12 protein-coding genes and 4 pseudogenes are annotated in these 14,365 nt (G+C 39.3%); 5 read left to right on the top strand and 11 right to left on the bottom strand.

Features of this window, described 5'->3' with window-relative positions; translation table 11 throughout:
• The first annotated feature begins 185 nt into the window (after positions 1-185).
• Both AB1A03_RS01620 and cysE read left to right on the top strand, forming a co-directional pair.
• The gene (locus AB1A03_RS01620; RefSeq protein ID WP_354622837.1) at positions 186-1,142 is read left to right on the top strand and encodes a cation diffusion facilitator family transporter; all 957 of its coding nucleotides are present in this window, start codon (positions 186-188) and stop codon (positions 1,140-1,142) included.
• Positions 1,142-1,926 (top strand): annotated as a pseudogene (gene cysE, locus AB1A03_RS01615) (serine O-acetyltransferase). The gene AB1A03_RS01620 and the pseudogene cysE overlap by 1 nt, the downstream one beginning before the upstream one ends.
• 69 nt (positions 1,927-1,995) lie before the next feature.
• Here the strand turns inward: cysE and AB1A03_RS01610 are convergent.
• Complete coding sequence (locus AB1A03_RS01610; RefSeq protein ID WP_354622836.1) at positions 1,996-2,214, bottom strand: DUF1653 domain-containing protein; 219 nt, start codon at positions 2,212-2,214, stop codon at positions 1,996-1,998.
• Positions 2,215-2,471: 257 nt separating this feature from the next.
• On the opposite strand from AB1A03_RS01610, the gene AB1A03_RS01605 reads away from it, so the two are divergent.
• The gene (locus AB1A03_RS01605; protein WP_354622835.1) at positions 2,472-2,702 is read left to right on the top strand and encodes a cell division protein ZapB; all 231 of its coding nucleotides are present in this window, start codon (positions 2,472-2,474) and stop codon (positions 2,700-2,702) included.
• A gap of 121 nt (positions 2,703-2,823) precedes the next feature.
• Here AB1A03_RS01605 and rraA read toward each other — a convergent pair.
• The 3 genes and pseudogenes from rraA to pyrB form a co-directional block, all read right to left on the bottom strand.
• Positions 2,824-3,341 (bottom strand): annotated as a pseudogene (gene rraA, locus AB1A03_RS01600) (ribonuclease E activity regulator RraA).
• A 214-nt stretch (positions 3,342-3,555) separates the two neighbouring features.
• Complete coding sequence (gene pyrI, locus AB1A03_RS01595) at positions 3,556-4,011, bottom strand: aspartate carbamoyltransferase regulatory subunit (protein ID WP_354622834.1); 456 nt, start codon at positions 4,009-4,011, stop codon at positions 3,556-3,558.
• A 6-nt stretch (positions 4,012-4,017) separates the two neighbouring features.
• Positions 4,018-4,952 (bottom strand): annotated as a pseudogene (pyrB, locus tag AB1A03_RS01590) (aspartate carbamoyltransferase).
• 156 nt (positions 4,953-5,108) lie between these two features.
• Here pyrB and dacB point away from each other — a divergent pair.
• Entirely contained in the window at positions 5,109-6,560 is a 1,452-nt protein-coding gene (gene dacB / locus AB1A03_RS01585; protein WP_354622833.1) for a D-alanyl-D-alanine carboxypeptidase/D-alanyl-D-alanine endopeptidase, read from the top strand.
• 94 nt (positions 6,561-6,654) lie between these two features.
• On the opposite strand, the gene AB1A03_RS01580 is transcribed toward dacB, so the two are convergent.
• From AB1A03_RS01580 to AB1A03_RS01560, 6 genes and pseudogenes are all read right to left on the bottom strand, one after another.
• Positions 6,655-7,251, bottom strand: a complete 597-nt coding sequence (locus AB1A03_RS01580) for a PEP-CTERM sorting domain-containing protein (RefSeq protein WP_354622832.1) — start codon at positions 7,249-7,251, stop codon at positions 6,655-6,657.
• Positions 7,252-7,514: 263 nt separating this feature from the next.
• Positions 7,515-9,044 (bottom strand): COG3650 family protein, encoded by a 1,530-nt coding sequence (locus AB1A03_RS01575; RefSeq protein ID WP_354622831.1) that lies wholly within the window; start codon positions 9,042-9,044, stop codon positions 7,515-7,517.
• A 214-nt stretch (positions 9,045-9,258) separates the two neighbouring features.
• Positions 9,259-9,558, bottom strand: coding sequence for an HAD family hydrolase (locus AB1A03_RS17280; RefSeq protein WP_502945917.1), 300 nt, complete (start codon positions 9,556-9,558; stop codon positions 9,259-9,261).
• Positions 9,549-10,064: an HAD-IIB family hydrolase gene (locus AB1A03_RS17275; RefSeq protein ID WP_502945898.1), complete on the bottom strand. Its 516-nt coding sequence runs from the start codon at positions 10,062-10,064 to the stop codon at positions 9,549-9,551. Before AB1A03_RS17275 ends, AB1A03_RS17280 begins: the two co-directional genes overlap by 10 nt.
• Complete coding sequence (locus AB1A03_RS01565) at positions 10,052-11,137, bottom strand: alpha/beta fold hydrolase (RefSeq protein ID WP_354622830.1); 1,086 nt, start codon at positions 11,135-11,137, stop codon at positions 10,052-10,054. The genes AB1A03_RS17275 and AB1A03_RS01565 overlap by 13 nt, the downstream gene beginning before the upstream one ends.
• Before the next feature lie 90 nt (positions 11,138-11,227).
• A pseudogene (locus tag AB1A03_RS01560) lies at positions 11,228-12,948 on the bottom strand (proline--tRNA ligase).
• A 162-nt stretch (positions 12,949-13,110) separates the two neighbouring features.
• On the opposite strand from AB1A03_RS01560, the gene AB1A03_RS01555 reads away from it, so the two are divergent.
• On the top strand, positions 13,111-13,656 hold the full coding sequence (locus tag AB1A03_RS01555) for a rhomboid family intramembrane serine protease (protein WP_354622829.1): 546 nt from the start codon (positions 13,111-13,113) through the stop codon (positions 13,654-13,656).
• Here AB1A03_RS01555 and tsaA read toward each other — a convergent pair.
• Positions 13,646-14,365: a tRNA (N6-threonylcarbamoyladenosine(37)-N6)-methyltransferase TrmO gene (gene tsaA, locus AB1A03_RS01550; protein ID WP_354622828.1), complete on the bottom strand. Its 720-nt coding sequence runs from the start codon at positions 14,363-14,365 to the stop codon at positions 13,646-13,648. The two genes, AB1A03_RS01555 and tsaA, sit on opposite strands and share 11 nt — an antisense overlap.

The following is a 14,365-nucleotide window of genomic DNA, read 5'->3' as shown; positions in this document are numbered from 1 at the left end:
ACCTCATGTTACGTCTTGCTCTGGTATTCGAGCTCGCGCATGACAAAACCTCTTCAGGTAGCATGGGGATGTAATGCTATTTACTATTGATAACAAAGGGGATTGGTTCCCATCGTATTTGGTTAAAATGGGCAAACAAGTTATAATAACATCCTCTTAAAATTAACTTATTTGTAGGTGTTTTTTTGCAAACCAACATTAGTAAAGAAGAATATGGACGCTTAGTTAACTTAGCAGGTCGAGCAGCTGTTGTAGCTGCTTCTATATTGATTATCGTAAAGTTAGTTGCTTGGTTTATGACCGGTTCTAGTAGTATTTTAGCAGCCTTGACGGACTCGCTAATGGATGTCACTACGTCAATTATTAACCTGTTAGCGATAAGAATTGCACTGCAACCTGCCGATGACCAACATCGTTTCGGTCACGGTAAAGCAGAAAACCTCGCCGGATTAGCGCAAGCAGCCTTTATTGCAGGCTCCTCTGTCTTTTTAATGTTTAATAGTATCTCTGCATTAATTAATGGGCAAACAATTAACGCATCCAATATCGGTATTGGGGTGATGATATTTTCAGTTGTTGTTACGTTACTATTGGTTTCTTTTCAAAGTTATGTTGTCAAAAGAACGGGCAGTATGGCAATTAGAGCTGATTCATTACATTATCGCACCGATATTGCATTAAATAGTGCGGTACTGTTGGCGCTTATTTTAGCTGGATTTGGTTGGCACTGGGCTGATGGTGTTTTTGCTATTGTTGTCAGTTTGTATATTTTCCATGGTGCTTGGGAAATTGGCATGCAATCGGTTAATGGCTTGATGGATAAGCAATTACCTAAATCCGAAGAGGAACAAATAATCAAAGCAGCTTATCATATTGATGGCGTCCATGGTGTTCATGATTTACGTACTCGTCAATCGGGTAATACCAAATTTATCCAACTACATTTAGAGCTTGATGATAAGCAAACGTTACTTGCAGCCCATGCTAAAGCGGATAAATTAGAGGATGTCTTAGAGGAATTGTTTCCAGGCTCCGATATTTTAATTCACTTAGATCCTCTTTCCGTGGTGCCGATTGAAAAGAAAAACAACAAATTGATTTTTGAAACGGAATTAATTGATGACAGTAAGGAAGATGTGTAATGGAAGCGATACAGCAGAAATTATGGGATAAAATTCGTGATGAGGCGTGGCATTATTCGAAGGATGAGCCTATTTTAGCGAGTTTTTTCTATTCAACTATCTTAAATCATAAAGATTTAAAATCTGCACTGAGTTATCAATTAGCTAATCGTTTAGATAATCACACCATGCCTGCCATTTTGGTTGGGAGGTGATTGAGGAGGCATTTAGTAAAGATCCCTCGATTCTTGAGGCTGCTATGGCCGATATTATTGCGGTACAGGAGCGCGATCCCGCGGTTGTTGATTATTCCACACCCTTATTATACTTAAAGGGGTTTCATGCTATTCAAGTTTACCGTATTGCCAACTGGCTATGGAAAGAAAAACGTATTCCCTTGGCTCATTATTTACAAAATCGCAGTTCCGAATTATTTGGGGTAGATGTGCATCCGGCTTCGACCATTGGTAAAGGCATCATGTTCGATCACGCAACGGGCGTTGTGGTAGGTGAAACAGCCGTTATTGAAGATAACGTATCATTATTACAAGGTGTGACATTGGGGGGGACGGGTAAAGAAACGGGCGATCGCCACCCTAAAATTCGCCAAGGGGTGATGATTGGTGCCGGTGCAAAAGTGTTGGGTAATATCGAAATCGGTGTCGGTGCTAAAATAGGGGCAGGCAGCGTGGTGTTAGAAGCTGTTCCTGCTCATACAACCGTTGCTGGCGTGCCAGCAAAGGTGGTTGGTAAACCGCTATGCGATATGCCATCGCTATCGATGGAGCAGGATCTCTCTAAGTAGGATAACTAGAGTGCAATGTTATGCCTCGCACCCCTGCATACTTTTTTGCTGAGTTTGTATCTTGAAGTATCATTGGGATACAAACTTAAATCGAGGTTGCTTTTTACCATCAACGTCGATCTCTTCAATGAACATGCTTAGTGGCCTAACCCATAATAATTGTTCACCGTAAAGAGGGCGGTATATGACCATTGCCTCTTCGGTTTCACTGTGCGTGGCAAGACCTTCCACTGAATATAAATTGCCTTTATAGTGGCGATATTGCCCCATTCTTATATTTTTTTTCATTTTTCTATCCTTTTAACCAGTAATATAGTTAGGCTATTTATTGATATTGGTATTATTTAACGATTATTGAACAATAAAGCAAAACAAAGGTTGAATAAGCTAACGGGAATGCTTATCCTCATTTCCTTGTAATCAATACTATTTCGTTTTATTGCATAGCATAAGCGATGAGTCAAAAAACGTATCAAAATTGATGGTTACTACTCACTAACAGGCTATGCGACATAGTATAAACTTATTCTTTAAAGGGCGAGTTAATGACATTAGAACTATTAGAAAAATTAGAAAGTAAAATTCAAAATGCAGTTGATACTATTTCATTGCTGCAGATGGAAGTTGAAGAGCTAAAAGAAGATAAACACTCTTTATTAGAAAAACAGAATCAGCTGCAAGCAGAGAATGCCCAGTTAATTGAAGAGCACCAACAATGGCAATCACGCCTAAGTGCTTTAGTAGGAAAAATAGAACAGGCAGAAGAAACGCTTTAACTCCAACATATCTGCTGAGAGTTGTAACGAAAAAATATATCCATGCTTTTTCTTGCTGATTTTGCATCCTCAAGAGCATGGGGATAAGAGCTAGGTTAATTGTTAACCTAGCTCTTATTTTTTATAATGGCTCAATATCCATCTCATCGATTTCATCAAGGTCTAACGGTTCGGGAGAGATGATAATCCCAGTGCTATCGGCATAAAGAATATCTTCAGGTAAGAAAGCCTCACGCCAGCAAAATTGACTGGTACATTGACTTCACCTATTTCGTTATCTGTTCCGCCAACGGGGATCGCCGTAATTGCTTGAATGCCGATTTCTAACTCTTCAAGAAAATCAACTTCACGCACACACCCATTGACAACAATACCTTCCCAGTTGTTTTCAACGGCAAGTTCAGCAATATCGGCATTAACCAAAGCGCGGCGTAATGAACCACCGCCATCAATTAATAATACTTTCCCAGCACCATTTTGCGCCAGCGTTTTATAGATAAGGCCAACAGATTCAAAGCATTTAACTGTGACCACTTCACCAGCAAATGAGTTTCGCCCACCGAAATTGGTTAGCAGTGGTTCTACGACATCCACTGTATCAGCATAAACATCACAAAGAAGAGAGGTATTATAGTGCATATTTGAACCGCCTATGATTACAAAAGTTATATTAAGTATAAACGTAACGTATTCATTTACAATCTAGTTTTGCTAACAAAACCGTTAGATTCAAGATTGGATGATAAAAATCAAGTGTCTATTATATCCACGTTACTTTAAGAGGCAAAATCAGTAACCCACAATGTACTGAGATGCCCGAAGTATCATTATGCTAGAGAGTGCTATTGGTTATCTAATCTAATTCATGGAAGAGTGATGAATTAAATGTTTTTTCACAGTAATGGCATTTTAGCGCTAAATTATCTATTTTTTTAACATAGAAGCGGGTGTTTACCTCTTTGTGGCTAATGCAATTCGTATTAGGGCAAGAAAGAACGCCTATAAAAGAGTCTGGAAGTTGTACTTTAAACTTATTCACAACTTTGAAATCTTTAATCTGATTAATGGTTGCATTAGGGGCAAACAGCGCTAATTGGTTAGCTTGCTCATCGCTGATAAAGGTATTTTCAACCTTAATGAGATCTTTTCCTTTACCGCTATGTGTTGGCAAGTTAAGGCCGATTGTTATTTTTTCATTGGTTTGTGTCAACTTGAAAAAATTGAGAATTTTAACGGCTTGTTGTATTGGAATATGGTCAATCACCGAGCCATTCTGAATTGCTTCAACCTGTAATTTTTTAGAAGTCATTTGCTATTAACCTTGTAGCTGAAATTGTTGGGTTAGTAATAAAGCCAGTAGCGCTTGTCGAGCATACACACCATTTTCTGCTTGTTGAAAATAATAGGCATAGGGTGTTTTATCAACGTTTATATCAATTTCATCAATACGTGGGAGTGGATGCAACACCTTTAGGTTTTCACGTACATTTTCGAGCATTTGTGCATTTAATAAAAATGCAGACTTAATATGCTGATATTCCGTTTCATCAAAACGCTCCTTTTGAACGCGAGTCATATATAAAATATCAAGAGAATCAATCACCTCTTCTATACTGCTGTGCAATGAGTAGTTGATACCTAGCGTGTCTAGCTCTTCAAGCAAGTAGTCTGGCATCGCCAATGCATCGGGAGAGATAAAATAAAAATTACAATTAAATAGGCTTAATGCCTGGGTGAGAGAGTGCACCGTTCGCCCATATTTTAAATCGCCAACAAAGGCGATATTGAGATTATCTAGGCGATTTGTGTTTCATAAATAGTGAACAGATCTAATAAAGTTTGTGTCGGATGCTGATTTGAGCCATCCCCCCCATTAATAACTGGAATAGCAGAAAACTCAGACGCTAAACGTGCAGCTCCTTCCTGTGGGTGTCGCATAAAAAAGGCATCGGCGTAGGAAGAGATGACGGTGACGGAGTCCGCTAAGGTTTCTCCTTTTTGTGCTAGAGAGGTGTTGCCTCCACTATCAAAACCAATAACACTGCCACCTAAACGCTGTACCGCGGTTTCAAAGGATAAACGAGTACGTGTTGAAGCCTCAAAGAAGCAGCTAGCAACAACTTTATTTTTTAATAGCTCAGGTTGTGGAGTCAGCTTTAATGAGTGTGCTGTTTGTAAAATGAGTTCTAATTCTTCACGAGAAAGGTCTGCAATGGAGATTATGTTTTTTTTATAGAGAGGGTTGTTCATTGTTATTAGCTCATAGTTAAGCGGCGACGTGGGGTAAATTATAGCATTGCTCTAGGATCAATTCTGCAAATTTAAATAGATTCGTGATTGCTAATCTTGTTTTCAAAACAGAAAATGAGCATAGTTTATTCTTGATTTATTTTTGGATATCATTTTATGCCTACACATCTGCTTTTTCTGTTTCTATTTTTTATACCGATCTCTTCATTGGCTTCGCAATGGGAGGATTTACATGAGTTGTTGCCCAATGGTGCACAGCTCTCTTATTTGATCATCGATCCAGAGAAAAAACAAGTGGAAAGTGAGTGGCAGGCAAGGGTTTTACGTACGCCTGCGAGCATGCAAAAATTATTAACCGCAACCGCCGCTAAACTCTATTTGGGTGAGCAGTTTCGTTATCAGACAAGCATTGAAGGAGCGCGTGCAAAAATAAAAAACGGTCGTTATCAGGGAAGTCTAACCTTGCGTTTTGTTGGCGATCCGACGTTGCTACGCAGTGATATTAGTCGCATGTTACGGGAGTTGAAAAAACAAGGAATCAGGGAAATAGCGGGGGATTTTTTTATTAATCAATCACAATTTGATGGTTATCAATGGAGTAATGGGCAAGCTTGGAATGATTTAGGCGTCTGCTATACCTCGCCAACAAGCGCTATTATTGTTAATAAAAATTGTGTATTGGGTAATTTAAGTTTAACGACAAAAATCGGCCATAAGGCAAAATTATTTATTCCCAACTATGAGCCGATTACAATTAGTAGTGATGTTGATGTCGTTAGCGAAGCGCAGCGCAAGGAGACTTTTTGCGATTTAAATATCACCCGAAAAAGTGGCAATAGCTACCATTTGTGGGGATGTTTGCAGAGTCGCAACTCGCCATTGCCGTTGTCACTTTCAGTGAATGACCCCTTTGATTATGCGCGAAAAATAATTCAATCAGAGTTACAAAAAGTGGGTATTAAGTTAATGGGGGATATTCACCTTGATGACGCGAAAAATCCAATTGATACCACGGAGTTACTGGTTGTTCATCACTCCCCACTATTGAATGAGCTATTAAAAGAGATGATGAAGGAGTCTGATAATTTAATAGCCGACAGTTTATTTAAAACATTAGGGGCCAATTACTTTAATCGTGCGGGTAACTTTAGTAATGGTGCGGCAGCGGTGAAAGCCATCTTGTTAGCTGAAAATATTGATTTAAAGAATGGTTATATCGCTGATGGTTCTGGTCTTTCTCGCCATAATTTAATGAGCGCAGAGTTGTTTATGTCGCTGCTCAGTTATATTTATCACAATGAACAACGTTTACATTTATTACCGACACTTTCCATTGCTGGGGTAGATGGCACATTAAAATATAATCGCGCGGTTAATGGTAAGCTTTTACGCGAAAAGGTGATAGCCAAAACGGGGTCGATGAAGGGGGTGACTAATATACTCGGCGTGATACAGACCGCGCAGGGCGATAAGCTTTTTGTCGTAATAATAAATGGTTATAGTGAACCTGAAGCATCCCAGGATGATCCCAAACAGAGCCATCGAGAACCCGCAAACCTTATTTTTCTGAAAGCCTTTTTAGAAAGACTGTTGCAGGGCAATTTGTAGTTTGCTCATAAAAGGTTTTAGCTATCTTGTCTTGTCGTGTTGCTTATTCAACACCTGAATAAGGTGTCGACAGTACGACACCTATTCTTGTTTGTTAGACTTTCTTTTTTCTGCGAGTAAAGCCTAACCCAGCTAAAGATAAGCCAAGTAAAGCGATTGAGGCTGGCTCGGGCACACTGCTTTGGGTGACATAGCTAAAGTCATCAATTTTGACCCAATCGGAATACTGCCCCATAAACTCTACACGAGAAATATTAGTTATATCAGCACCGATAAAACCAACGTAGGGCGAAGTTTGTGCTGGAATAAACATACTTGTGAGTAAGTCGTTTGAATAATCAAAAATATTCATATTCCAATACCCGTCGGCAGCGCCCCATCTCATACCAAAAGCTGAAACTGGAGTAGAGAAATTAACATTGAATGATCCTTGTACAGATTTCGTTGAAAGTTCAAGACCAGAAGTACCAAAAACACCTCCATCGCTATAATCTGTAATCTGTAAGGTACCTGTTCCTGCATTTGAAAATGTAACATCACCAATCGAATAGCTAGAAGATGAGCCTATAGTCTGTGATTCAAAGTCGATTACAGTCGCACCAGATAATGCTGAGTTGGAGGAGTTTGTAATTAAGACAGCATTTGCTGCACTGGCAAATATACATGTAGATAAAAATATAATTTTTTTCATAAATATCGGTCATCCTTGATAAAGGTTTTATTGGTGAATCGCTTTAAGCAAAAAATACGCCATTATTTCAAGGTGTTGTTTCTTTTGAGGTTTTAGTTTTTTGTGTTGAGTTTTCTGTGTGGTGTGTAATGAATTTCGACAGTTCTCGGTGGGGGTGTATCGTTGCTTAACTGCTTGCTAGATAGCGTAATTCCGTACTCACAATGTGGTGCGAAAATACTTTTTCAAAACACCACACTCTTTTGCTAGCCCATCAATATTGCTTATTCTTTTATCGGGAACCAAACGGTTGGTTTGCCATTGGCAAATAAAATAACATCGGTGCCTTGTGTTGCTCTATCTCCTGGGTTATTTAATTTGCGTGCGTCAGTTGGGTAGCTGATACCATCAAAGTCGAGAATTTGCCATAGCCCATTTTTTTCGACCATCAGACTTTGCCATCGATAATGTTGCATTCTTGCGATCACAATAGGTGTTTCAATACGTGAAACGCGGCTCGAAAATTGATAGCCATTCTTTGTATTGTTAAAAATGAGCATTTCACAGCCGCTTTTTGAGCACCAATCTAATAGGACAATGGCTTCATCCATGCCATCTCCATTTAAATCGTATTTAACCAAGCTGAATTTACTGTTTTTGGGATCGGTGCGATGGTCTTTAAAGTATTTTATTAATGCTTGTTGTACCTCTGTGTCGATTTCACTCTTTGGTGCGATGCGTTGCGCTATAAACTCTCGCTCAATGGTATAGACTTGTTGGGGCGCCTCTACAGCGCTGCTCATTTTTTCAAACACAAGGCCCGGTGCTGGCAATGGGGTGATAATATTATTTGTATTTATTTTTTGTGTTGTTAATGCTAACCCCTTGCGATTAAAAATAAGTTCTTTGCGAATGTTTTTATCATCTTGCTTGGTGAGCATTACTACGATGGTATCTGGTGAATTACTTTTCCAAAAACCGTTACTAACAATCGTGTTGGAACCTATTTTTTCTTTATATTCTACGCTGTAATTATCATTAATGGTTAAATCCGTTGTTTTTGTATCATCTTGATTGAGGTAATAGCCGGTAAATTTTTCTTCTATAGTCGTCCAACCAGGCTCTCCACAACCGTCATATTTTCCCCAAACCGAATCGACTTTGGCAATATACCCCCAATAGGAACCATTTTTTTGGTCATAACAGTGCCCCGGTTTTTGAATCGTTAGATCAAGACGTTGGCCGTTATCACTGAGCGCTTTTATATGATTTATTTGTGTTGTGCGGAAGTTTCCAGATTGTACTTGATAGACTTGATTGCTCGCTTTGACCGCAAAAAATATGTTTTGGTTATTGATATTTATGCGCCAATAGGGATCATCACCCTTTGCTTTAAATCTAAAGTTATCTACTGGTTTAGCACATTGTAAGGAGTTTTTTGCCAATGCCATATGATGGATGCGGTCAAGGCGAATTAATGGTTCTGATTCGTCAGTTTTAGGGTTTGAAAAGACGATTTCACCTGTAAATTCAATATATACAGGCGCTAAGTCTGTCTTGCTAACTTGCCTATAAGTATCCATTAACCGTTCATTGTCTCTAATGGAAAATGTTTGCTTAGAATCACACTCGGTAAAAATCAGCTCACCATTAGTTGATGCTAATTTTCCTCTAAAGTTTGCCTCTAAAATTTGTGCGAAATCTTCTTTGATAATGGTAGGGGCTATTTGCACTTCCTCTTTGGGTGGAAGTGGTGAGCTACAGGCAGCCATAAACAGTGCAGGAATGCTGAGTAATAAGTGTGAATTGCGCATAAAAAACCTTAGTGCAGTGATTTGAATCGGTAAATTATATGTGTGTTCAATAGAGTATAACAGCGCTTGTATTTATTTCTCTATGGATAAGTAAAATCTGCTTATTAATTTGTGTCTGATAAAGCATCTTGAGGCAACATGGGGGATATTATTTAAGAGAGATGTCATGCTGGTGGAGGGGGGGCCTTGTCAGTAAAAAGACAAGGTATTAAGGTTAGTTATTATTGTATTTTGCTAATAGTTTATCCATATAAAATGCGACGCCATCTTCTTTTGAAGTGAGGGTGAATTCGGCATTGGGTATTGCGTCTCGCAACGCTTTTTGTGCATTACCCATCAGTACCGGCTTACCCACCACTTCAAGCATTTCGAGGTCATTCATTCCATCTCCAAACGCAACAGCATCATCAACGCGTAATCCTTTGTCTGCTAATACTGCTTTAACGGCTTCCCCTTTGTTGGTTGTTGCATGCATTACTTCTAAACATTTTGCTAATGAAAATGTTAAATTAATACGTTTGCCGTAACGGGCGTTAAGGTGCTCATAAATGGGTTGTAAAAATTCGGGCTCAGCCCAGAAAAAATCTTGATAGTATTACCTTTATCAAGTTTGGCAAGATCTGTGGCGATACAATCAAATCCTGCATCTAGACCCATTTCATCCAGTGCAGGAATACGGTAATTGGCAAACCAGTTTTGATCGGTAAAAAGATTAATTTGTACTTCATCTGCGAATGTTTGAGCACAAATTTCTTCGGCAATCTCACTGTTTAAATTTTGTTTATGGATGATCTCCCCTTTGTGATTATGTACCCGTGCACCATTGCAGGTGATCAAATAAAGCGGTGTGTCGATTGATGCCTGTAGGTGATTTGCTTCGATATAGTGTCGCCCGGTGGCAATAACAAATTTACGGTCACTATCGAGCCAACGTTTTATTGTGGCATTGGTTTGTGCGGATATTCGGTGATCTGGGCCGAGGAGTGTTCCATCAAGATCTGATATTGCTATTTTATACATGTTTGTGCGCCTTGTTGTGATTTGCTAAAGAATTGCAGTGTTGCATTGAGTGCATTAGAGCGATATGGGTCGCTTTCTAATAATATTTCATGTTGTGCACCATCAATGGTCATTAGTTGCTTATCCTTGCAATTTTTCATATTAGCAAAAAAATCATTTTGCCCTGAAGCGCTAACAACAGAGTCATCTCCTGCTTGAATGACTAATACGGGAATCTTGATGTTATTAGCGCTGGCAACGGCTGCTTCGCTGGCGCTAATACTTTCAGCGACCCAACGCATGGTGGCCGAGCCAAGTTGTGTGGTTGGGGCTTGTAAAAAGGTGTTTTGAGAGGCGCGGAATCTTACTTCACTGGAGGTGAGGTCATTACCTTGAAAGCTTTTTATTTTATGTGGTCCCCCGGCAAAAATATAACAGGCTTTATCGTTAAACCAGCTGCAAATTTCAGCGCTGCTATAGGTGAGTATTTTGGCAATGCTATTTGGTATCCCGCCGATATTTATTGATAACATTGGGCTAAATAAACTCGCCGCTTGAAATGGGTGAGGATATTGTTCAAGGTATAGCGCACTGATTGTCCCTCCCATTGAATGGGCGAGCAAATATCTGTATTGATAATGTTTTTGTAGATCTAATGAGTGAATAAATTGGTTGAGGTCGGTGACATAATCTTGGAAATTTTGTACATGACCACGGAATTGGTCACCGCCTAATCTTTCTGAAAAACCTTGTCCGCGATGGTCGATTAAAAATAGATCATAGCCTTGTTGGTATAAATCAAAGGCAACCTCTTTATATTTCAGGACACTTTCATTACGTCCTTGGCTAATGACAATCACTTTGTTGTTTGCTGATTTGATACTAACAGTGTGTATCTTTTTATTATCGACACCATAAAAGTAATGCGACTCTGCTTTTTTGTCCCAAAAGGTATTTATGTCGTTACTAAAATTTTTATTAAGTTGATTTTCATTGCTGAATTTGAAAGTTGTCATGTTTTGGGAGGCATGTGAAATAGCGCTGTATAGTAAGTGTAATAAGGTGAATATGAATACTAATCGTTTTAATTTCATTGGCTGTTTCCAGATTCACTCTTATTTAGGGGAGGGATTAATGACAATTAGTGCAAAAAATCGCACTGATTGTCATTAAAAATAGAACAATTACATGAGTTTGTCTTTAATAAAGGTAACGACTTGATCAATAGCAATCTCATGTTTTTCACCTGATTGCCTATCTTTATATTCAATAACACCCTTATCAATGCTTCGCTCACCAATCACTAATGTATGTGGAATACCGATCAACTCGGCATCGGCAAACATGATACCAGGGCGCTCGTTACGATCATCGAATAATACTTCAATGCCTGCCTGTTGTAGTTCGGCATAGTATTTTTCAGCGAGCTCAGCAACACGATGTGATTTTTTCATGTTCATCGGTACGATAACCACTGAAAAAGGAGCTAATGCGTTATTCCATATAATGCCATTTTGATCATTGTTTTGCTCAATTGCGGCAGCAACGATACGGGAAATACCAATACCATAACAACCCATGGTCATTATTTGGTTTTTACCTTGCTGGTTTAATACGCTGGCGTTCATTGCTTTTGCGTAGGTATCGCCTAGTTGGAATATATGGCCTACCTCAATACCGCGAGCAATGGATAACGTTCCTTTACCGCATGGGCTTGGATCGCCTTCAACCACATCGCGTAGATCAGCGACTTCATAATTGCTAATATCGCGATCCCAATTAACACCCGTTAAGTGTTTGCCCGTTGTATTTGCACCACAGACGAAGTCAGCGAGTTTTTCAGCTGCTCTATCAACGATAATGCGGATCGACAATCCTTTAGGTCCGATAGATCCTGCATCGCAATTTGCTGCATCTTTAATCTGTTGTTCATTAGCAAAGCGTAATGGGCTAGCTATTCCTGCAATATGTTCAACTTTAATTTCATTTAAGTTGTGGTCGCCACGTAATACGAGTGCGATAACGGGGACTTCTTTTCCTTCTTCAACTTCACCTTCAACTAATAATGTTTTGATAACTTGTGTTGCGGGAATATTTAAGAATGTGCAAACTTCTTCAATCGTGTGCGTATTGGGTGTATCAACGATTTGAACTTCAGCGCTAGCAGCTGGACGATCAAAGTCAGGGGCAAGCGCTTCGGCTTTTTCAATATTCGCAGCGTAATCACTCTCGCTAGAGAAAACGATTGCATCTTCACCACTTTGTGCAAGTACATGAAATTCATGAGAGGCACTGCCGCCAATACTACCAGTATCGGCGATTACAGGACGGTATTCTAGACCGAGACGCTCAAAGATACGGCAATAGGCGTTAAACATATCTTGATAAGTTTTTTTAAGCACTCATGTTCAAGATGGAAAGAGTAAGCATCTTTCATGGTAAATTCACGCGCACGCATGACACCAAAACGAGGGCGCGTCTCATCGCGGAACTTAGTTTGGATTTGGAATAGATTTAGAGGAAGCTGTTTGTAACTACTCACTTCTTTGCGTACTAACTCAGTAATAACTTCTTCATGTGTCGGGCCTAAAACAAAATCACGTGTATGACGGTCTTTGATACGCAATAATTCCCCACCAAATTTGTCCCAACGACCTGTTTCATGCCATAAATCGGCAGGCTGAACGACGGGCATTAATACTTCAATTACCCCAGCTCTTTCCATCTCTTCACGGACGATATTTTCAACTTTACGTAAAACACGTAAACCCGTTGGTAGCCATGTATATAGGCCTGATGCTAGTTTACGGATCATGCCTGCACGTAACATTAGTTGGTGACTTGCAATAACAGCATCACTTGGTGCTTCTTTTTGAGTTGAAAGTAAATAGTTGGAGGTGCGCATAGAAATCCTTAATTGATCACATCAGTACAAAATAGGGGGGATTTTAGCAGCGGATCAGTTACTACTAAAGGTTTGTTACTCTATTTATAAAATATATTTGAGTATTCAGGCTAGTTTCAGCTATTTTATTGTCGTTAAGCCGTCACTTTGCAAGAGTTTACTATGAAACGTTACCTTACTATCGCCAAATATAGCATTACAATCATGTTAATTTGTTTAATTCTTTTAATTATAAATAATGTTTTAGCGCTTAATTTAAATGGCTATGGCATTGTGCCTCGTTCTAGCCCTCATCTAATCGGTATATTTTTTGCGCCATTTCTACATGGGGACTTTGCTCATTTAGCGAGTAACTTTCTGCCCTTTGTTGTGCTGTCGACTTTAATCGGCATACATAGCATTAAACGATATTTCGTTCTTTTACCCTTTTTTATTATTACCACAGGATTATTGGTCTGGCTTTTTGCACGAGGTAATAGTGTTCATATCGGTATGAGTGGGGTTATTTATGCGCTATGGGGATACCTGGTAGTTTATGGTTTTATACGTCGACAAATAACGTACATTTTAATTTCACTGATCACGTTACTATTTTATGGTGGCTTATTTTTTGGTCTTTTCCCTGGAGAGTTAGGCGTTTCCTTTGAAAGTCATGCGATGGGCGCGTTGGTTGGCGGAGTAACGGGTTATGTTTTAGCTAAGCGATAGATTCTATATCTAACACGGTGACGGTTGAGTCATCGTTACGCCAGGAAATATTAAAGTCTGATAAATTCACCGCGTATATTTTATCATCTACTTTCTTCTTTTTGTAAGCAGGACGAGGATCCTGTTGCAACACTTCCTTTATTAATTGCTGTAATTCAGGATAGCGAGTGTTTACCTGCTGTACTTTTTGTAATGCTAAACTAGAAAAATGCACATCCATGATACCTTCAGGTTTCTCTTGAGCAAAACCAGCTAATGCCGCTGGATTCGAGTCGGCATAGGGAATATAAGGTTTAATATCAATGATAGGTGTCCCGTCTACCAAATCAATTTCACTCAGTTGTAGAAAAATTTTACCGTCTGCTTGCCTTAAGCCGTGATAGCGAACTTGTGATAAACCGATGGGATTCGGACGGAATGGTGAACGAGTTGCGAAAACACCCATACGCTCATTTCCACCTAATCTAGGTGGGCGTACCGTTGGGCTCCAACCATTGCTTTTAGCTATGTTATTATTTTTGTGAAAAACAAAAATCAGCCATAAGTGGCTAAATGCTTCTAGCCCATTAAAGGCATTTAGATCATTATACGGTGCTAATATTTCCAGCTCGCCTTTTGCGCAAGTAACTAAACCAGGTTGTCTAGGTACGGCGAACTTCTCTTTATAAGGTGAGTGGATCAAGCCAATATGGTGAAATAAATGGGGCAT

It is taken from the genome of Psychromonas sp. MME2, assembly GCF_040566515.1.
In the GTDB taxonomy this organism is placed as follows: domain Bacteria; phylum Pseudomonadota; class Gammaproteobacteria; order Enterobacterales; family Psychromonadaceae; genus Psychromonas.
This window is presented reverse-complemented; position numbering and strand designations above follow the sequence as displayed.